This window comes from Psychromonas aquatilis, assembly GCF_038155185.1.
In the GTDB taxonomy this organism is placed as follows: Bacteria; Pseudomonadota; Gammaproteobacteria; order Enterobacterales; family Psychromonadaceae; genus Psychromonas; species Psychromonas aquatilis.
Window position 1 is genome coordinate 1 of sequence record NZ_JBAKAZ010000289.1, and the last position, 227, is coordinate 227.

Here is a 227-nt window from a genome sequence, read left to right on the forward strand (position 1 = left end):
CTACACATGTTTGACTGTCTACGAGCGAAGAAATCAATGTCAGCTTGGTGTGTTGAAGCACGTGTACCATTATTAGTTAAAGAGTTCATGGACGTTGCAATGCGTACTAACCCTGAACTTAAAATGATCATAGATGGCCGTATCGAGAAAAACAATCTACGTGAAGCGTTTGATGGTCAAGTATTACCAGAAGTTCTATGGCGTCAAAAAGAGCAATTCTCTGATGG

The 227-nt window shown here is 40.5% G+C and carries 1 protein-coding gene; it reads left to right on the plus strand.

Annotated elements, in window-relative coordinates; genetic code table 11:
- A partial coding sequence (locus V6256_RS15600; RefSeq protein ID WP_341599145.1) for an asparagine synthase-related protein occupies positions 1–227 on the plus strand: 227 nt, incomplete at both ends.